Origin of the sequence: Pseudomonas sp. NBRC 111138 (genome assembly GCF_001320835.1) — a bacterium.
GTDB classification, from domain to species: Bacteria; Pseudomonadota; Gammaproteobacteria; order Pseudomonadales; family Pseudomonadaceae; genus Aquipseudomonas; species Aquipseudomonas paracarnis.
In genome coordinates this window covers 62857-69073 of the sequence record NZ_BCBO01000130.1, presented here as the reverse complement: position 1 = coordinate 69073, position 6217 = coordinate 62857, and the positions used below count along the sequence as shown (strand labels likewise).

Below are 6217 nucleotides of genomic sequence, written 5' to 3'. Positions count from 1 at the left end.
ACTGATCAGTCGTACCTGGTTTCACCGGCTGGTCTTTTGCATTCAGCTTCACCGCTTGATCAGTTGTAGCTGGCTTCACGGGCTGGTCTTTTGCCTCCAGATCAGGCGTAACACTTTTCCCCAAAAGCATCTCCCGCATGGATTTGAAGAACTGCTCAAGCATGTCAAATACTCTGGTGAGCGCCGTCGCACTCACCATGACCTCACTGTTTTCATTGCGTGCAGATGCGGGGTTGAGGTTGAAATGGCTCGTCGGAGGTTTAGGTTGCATGTCGACTTTCAACGGGGTCGGCAACTGCCCGCTCAGAGGTGATGTATCAACTTTGACAAAGGGCGAATTATTGACAGATAGAGACATTCATAAACTCCTTAATCGGCGCCACCTGACTCCGTTAAATGGCCAGGGAAGCAATAGCCTTAATGAGCTGCAAGCAACAGCACTGCCTGACAGCTGCTAATTTGTGGGAGTTAACGCTGACCAGTTCCTAAAATCGCGCGTCATATAAAGAAACCAAACCAAATTTTCAGACTTTGCCTCGTGCTTTTTAAAGAACACCTCGATTTGCCGCCCCCGAACGTGTGCGTGGCAGAAATACAGATTAATAACTCACCTGAAACGCAACTTGTCGATACAATTCAAAACGCCGCGTAACCACCCACTTTGATATTTCGCGCGAACATATAAGACACAACCAGAACCACGCAACCGAAGACATATATTTATAAATAAACTTACACAGAGAAACTTTTGAATTCAAAAAACCTATAACGTGCCTGTTTATTACCGAGCAACATTCAAGCTATGTGAGAACAAACTGCGAACGCTCTATAAACGGCGTCAAGTTCAGCCATAGATAATCCCAACAAACAAAAAAATGCCCCATATCTCTCAATATGGGGCATTTTTTGAAACAGGACGCCGACTCAAATAATGTTGCACCCACCATCAACGGACATTGAAGCGTTACAACTCATAACGTTGCCGGTTGTGGGTGAGGCATGCCAAGCAAGCGGCTAACCTGTTCCAATGCGGTTTCACGACGCAGGGCCGTAAACAGTTCGACCGCCTCCGGGTAATTACGCGTCAACATCGCCAGCCATTGCTTCAAACGGCCCGGCGCCTGCTTTTCAGTCAACTGGGCTACCGATTGACGCCAGAACTCGTGGAGCATGGGTTGCATCTGCGCCCAGGTCATCTCCACTACTTCTTCGCCAGCGCGCGCAGCAGCGATTTGCCGGGCCAGGTCAGGCCGCGCGACCAAGCCGCGTCCCAACATGATGTCTTCTACGCCGCTGATTTCCCGGCACCGCCGCCAATCTTCAACACTCCATATATCACCATTGGCAAACACTGGCACCTTCACCACGTCTTGCACACGCGGGATCCACTCCCAATGGGCGGGGGGCTTATAGCCATCGGTTTTGGTACGCGCATGTACCACGATATGCGCCGCACCACCTTCTGCCAGGGCCGTTGCACACACCAACGCGCCATCCGGGCTGTCGAAGCCCAGACGCATCTTGGCGGTCACCGGGATATGGGCAGGTACGGCACGGCGCACATGTTCGACGATCTGGTTGAGCAGCTCCGGCTCCTTGAGCAGCACCGCACCGCCGCGGGACTTGTTGACGGTCTTGGCTGGGCAGCCGAAGTTCAGGTCGATGACTTGCGAACCCAGCTCGCAGGCCAAGGCGGCGTTCTCCGCCAGGCAAACCGGGTCGGAGCCCAGCAATTGCACACGCAACGGCACGCCCGCAGCGGTGTGCGCACCGTGCAGCAGTTCCGGGGCGAGCTTGTGGAAATAGGCAGGTGTGAGCAGGCGGTCGTTGACCCGAATGAACTCGGTCACGCACCAGTCGATACCGCCCACGTGGGTCAACACGTCCCGCAGGATGTTGTCGACCAACCCCTCCATGGGCGCCAAAGCAATTTGCATGGAAAACACTCAACAAAAATCGTGGCGCAGTTTACTGGGTTTCCTGCGGCAACCGTTAACCCCCTGTCAGGGCGGGGCCGTAACCTTCAATAAACTCGGCGGGCATACGCTTGGGCTTGCCGCTGGACAACTCAATACATACGAAGGTTGTTTGCGCACGCAGCAGGGTCGCGCCGTCACGGGGGCGCACAAGCTGGAAACGACGGGTCATTTTCAGGCGTTGGTCCCAATCGACGATCCAGGTGGCCAGTTGTAACTCATCGCCCTCATAGCCTGCCGCCAGGTAGTCGATCTCATGGCGCACCACGGCCATGGCGCGGTCCAGGCGGCGGTATTCGGTGAGGTCCAGCCCCAGGCGCTGGGAATGGCGCCAGGCGCAACGCTCCAGCCATGAGACGTACACCGCATTATTGGCGTGCCCCAGGCCGTCGATGTCCTCAGCCGTAACCTGCAGATCGATGATGAACGGCGTTGCCAAATCCCAGCCCATGCCTTGCTCCAGTCGATTGATGTCGGCGGGGCAGTGTATCAGGCGCTTTGGCGCTCCTGTAGACGGCAGCCGGCCAATAGGGCGAGTACAGCGTCGATGACCTGCGGGTCGGCGAGCACTTTCTGGTGGCCACCCTGCTCCAGGCGCAGCAGGCGGCTGTCGAACCAGGCTTCGTGAATGGCTTGAGCCGCCCTGACCGGAACGAAGGTGTCGTCTTCGGCGTGCACGATCAGGCCGGGAATGTTCAGTTGGTAGTGGGCCACGTCCAGATGCTTGAGCGGCATGCCCATGCTCAACTCCACCTCTTGGATAAAGGCTGAGCGCGCCCGTGGCGGCAAGCCGACCATGCGGGTGAACCCGCGTAGCACATCCAGAAAGCGCGACGGTGCGGCAATGCTGACCAATGCCTGCGTACGCAACCCCAACTGCACCGCCAACATCGCACTGGCGCCGCCCATGGAATGGCCGACCACCGCATACAGCGGTGGCAGCTCGGCCGCCGCCTCAAGCATGGCGCGGGCAAACAGCAGCACATGGGCTTCACGCCCTGGCGAACGACCGTGGGCGGGACCGTCCAGGGCTATCACCGAATAGCCGTTGTCGACCAACGCCGTGATCAAACTGGCGAATTGAGTCGGGCGGCCTTCCCAGCCATGCATCAGCAGCACCGCCGGGCCATGCCCCCAACGCAATGCCGACAGGCCGAAACGCAGAGTGATGCGCTCCGACTGGGCCAACAGCGGCAACTCCCAGTCACGCGGCGGCAGATCGCGCGGGGTCATGAAGGTGCGACGCATCTTGCTGGCGACAGCATGCGGCGCAAGGCGCCCCACCGTGCCATTGAAACCACGAACCCAGGTCAATGCGCCCATCTTGCATCCCCTTTTTCAGCGTACCGCCGACTTGGCCGCACGTATAACCCGATCTGATAACTCGCCGGGCCCGAGTGCCCGCGCCAGGGTCAGCCCCCCTACCATCAAGGCCATGTCCGCCAGGGCCTTGTCGATGTCTTCGGGGCTGCCGGCCAATTGCGCGGCCATCAACTCGACGTGCTCGTTCAAAACCTCGCGAAAAGCGTCCGGCAAGCGGCCCATCTCCCCCACCGTCGCGGGCAACGGGCAGGCCTGGGTCGTGGAGTCGCGGTGCTTGCGCGACAGATAAAACGCGGCGACCAACGTGCGGCGCTCTTCGCCGGTCAGTTGTTCGTCCAAGTCATCGATGGAGGCGCGACGCTGCGCCAGCAACTGGCTGAACGCTTCCAGCATCAGCGCATCCTTGCTTTCAAAGTGCGCATAGAAGCCGCCGACCGTCAGCCCCGCCGCCCCCATCACTTCGCCCACACTGGGCTCAGCCGGGCCACGCTGGATCAACGCCGCGCTGGCAGCCTGCAAAATACGTTCGCGGGTTTGCGCTTTTTTATCGCTCATCGAAGCCTCCGTCTTTCATGGGTTGAATATTATTACCATAATAATATTTGGCAAGCGATAAGCACGACCGCCGGTCAGAACAGAAAAATGGGTAATAAAGGAGGGAACTGGCTAAACGCCAGACAAACAAAAGGGCCATTCAATAATTGAATGACCCTTAAAAATCCCGCAGAGCGGGTAATCGTGGCGTCCCCTAGGGGACTCGAACCCCTGTTACCGCCGTGAAAGGGCGGTGTCCTAGGCCACTAGACGAAGGGGACACAAACCTTCTATACAACAGATCAGCGCTGAGAACTGATCGATCCAAGGACGGTGTGGCCGGAACCTTGAACCTGTAAAATTGGTGGAGCTAAACGGGATCGAACCGTTGACCTCTTGCATGCCATGCAAGCGCTCTCCCAGCTGAGCTATAGCCCCGGATTTTTCGTCTCGCGACGCAGCAGACCTTTCGAGCTGCTTGTTGAAACTGGCGTCCCCTAGGGGACTCGAACCCCTGTTACCGCCGTGAAAGGGCGGTGTCCTAGGCCACTAGACGAAGGGGACAAAACCTTCTGTACATCTGATCAGAGCTGAGACCTGATCAATTCAAGGACGGTGTGGCCGGAACCTTGAACCTGTAAATTGGTGGAGCTAAACGGGATCGAACCGTTGACCTCTTGCATGCCATGCAAGCGCTCTCCCAGCTGAGCTATAGCCCCTCATCGGTGAGGACGGGGCGAATCTTAATGGTGGTTTGGAAACGTGTCAAATTTATTTTCAACAATTTCCAAAATTTTTTGCCGGGATAACAATCACTTACCGACGAAACCCCGGAAAACCGGGGTTTCGTGCCCTAAGCGGCCTGCTTAGGCGATAGCGCCCAGCAGCTTTTCCCATTCCTTGTTTTCTTTCTTCGACACACCACCAAGCAAATCAAGGGCTTGGCGCAGACGGAAACGGGTCAGGTCCGGGCCGAGAATTTCCATCGCATCGAGCACCGACACCGAACTGGCCTGCCCGGTGATGGCGGCAAACATCAGCGGCATGGCATCGCGCAGTTTAAGCTCCAGGGATTCCACCACCGCCTGGATGGTCGCGGTAATCGCATCCTTCTCCCACTGACGCAGGCTTTCAAGCTTCCACAGGATCAACTGCATCAGCTGGCGAACCTGGTCACTTGAGAGCTTCTTGGACTCGAACAGCTTGGGATCGGGATTCACGCCGCCAGCAAAGAAGAAACTGGCCAAGGGCGCGACCTGGCTGAACGTCTCTACCCTGCCCTGCACCAGTGGCGCGATCTTCATCATGTACTCGGGGTTCAACGCCCACTGCTGCACACGGCTGGCGAACTCTTGCACCGGCAGGTCACGCAGCCACTGGCCGTTGAGCCACGACAGCTTCTCGATATCGAAGATCGGCCCGCCGAGGGAAACACGGGACAGGTCGAAGTTGTCGACCATTTCCTGCAACGAGAACTTCTCGCGCTCGTCCGGCATCGACCAGCCCATGCGGCCCAGGTAGTTGAGCATCGCCTCAGGCATAAAGCCCATGCGCTCGTAGAACGTCACCGACGTGGGGTTCTTGCGCTTGGACAGCTTGCTTTTGTCCGGGTTACGCAGCAGCGGCATGTAGCACAGCTGCGGTTGCTCCCAGCCGAAGTATTCGTAGAGCAGGATCAGTTTCGGCGCCGATGGCAGCCACTCTTCGCCGCGCAGCACATGGGTGATGCCCATCAGGTGGTCATCGACCACGTTCGCCAGGAAGTACGTCGGCAAGCCGTCGGTCTTCATCAGCACCTGCATGTCCATGCGGTCCCACGGGATCTCGACGTCACCGCGCAGCATGTCCGGTACCACGCAAACGCCTTCGCTTGGCACTTTCATACGAATGACGTGAGGCTCACCGGCGGCCAGGCGCGCAGCCACTTCTTCCTTGGACAACAGCAACGCACGACCATCGTAACGCGGGGTCTCGCCACGGGCCTGCTGCTCGGCGCGCATCTGGTCCAGTTCTTCGGCGGTGCAGAAGCACGGGAAGGCATGGCCCATGTCAACCAATTGCTGGGTGTATTGCTTGTAGATGTCGCTGCGCTCGCTCTGGCGATACGGGCCATGCGGGCCGCCGACATCCGGGCCTTCAGCCCAGGTAATGCCCAACCAGCGCAAGGCATCGAAAATCTGCTGTTCCGACTCACGGGTGGAACGCAGTTGATCGGTATCTTCGATCCGCAGGATGAATTCACCACCATGCTGCTTGGCAAAGCAGTAGTTGAACAGGGCGATGTAAGCAGTACCGACGTGGGGATCCCCAGTAGGCGATGGCGCAATGCGCGTGCGGACGGTGGTCATGGCAGGTCTCGAATGGGCGATAAAACTGAAAATTGA

Annotated in this window: 6 protein-coding genes and 4 tRNA genes; all 10 read right to left on the bottom strand. The window is 57.8% G+C overall.

The window, feature by feature from the left end; translation table 11 throughout:
• On the bottom strand, positions 1 to 358 hold a 358-nt coding region (locus APH41_RS22755; protein ID WP_371262638.1), incomplete at its 3' end, for a hypothetical protein.
• 613 nt (positions 359 to 971) lie between these two features.
• Positions 972 to 1937, bottom strand: coding sequence for a tRNA-dihydrouridine synthase (locus APH41_RS22750; RefSeq protein ID WP_054898571.1), 966 nt, complete (start codon positions 1935 to 1937; stop codon positions 972 to 974).
• Between the two features lie 55 nt (positions 1938 to 1992).
• Positions 1993 to 2427 (bottom strand): thioesterase family protein, encoded by a 435-nt coding sequence (locus APH41_RS22745; RefSeq protein ID WP_054921656.1) that lies wholly within the window; start codon positions 2425 to 2427, stop codon positions 1993 to 1995.
• A gap of 38 nt (positions 2428 to 2465) precedes the next feature.
• Positions 2466 to 3299 (bottom strand): alpha/beta hydrolase, encoded by an 834-nt coding sequence (locus APH41_RS22740; protein ID WP_054921654.1) that lies wholly within the window; start codon positions 3297 to 3299, stop codon positions 2466 to 2468.
• A gap of 15 nt (positions 3300 to 3314) precedes the next feature.
• Positions 3315 to 3854, bottom strand: a complete 540-nt coding sequence (locus tag APH41_RS22735; RefSeq protein WP_054898574.1) for a TetR/AcrR family transcriptional regulator — start codon at positions 3852 to 3854, stop codon at positions 3315 to 3317.
• Positions 3855 to 4038: 184 nt separating this feature from the next.
• Positions 4039 to 4114 (bottom strand) — tRNA-Glu (locus APH41_RS22730).
• 81 nt (positions 4115 to 4195) lie between these two features.
• A tRNA-Ala gene (locus APH41_RS22725) sits at positions 4196 to 4271 on the bottom strand.
• Positions 4272 to 4321: 50 nt separating this feature from the next.
• Positions 4322 to 4397: transfer RNA gene (locus APH41_RS22720), tRNA-Glu, on the bottom strand.
• 79 nt (positions 4398 to 4476) lie between these two features.
• A tRNA-Ala gene (locus APH41_RS22715) sits at positions 4477 to 4552 on the bottom strand.
• Between the two features lie 147 nt (positions 4553 to 4699).
• Positions 4700 to 6181, bottom strand: a complete 1482-nt coding sequence (gene gltX / locus APH41_RS22710; protein ID WP_054921652.1) for a glutamate--tRNA ligase — start codon at positions 6179 to 6181, stop codon at positions 4700 to 4702.
• Positions 6182 to 6217: the final 36 nt, after the last annotated feature.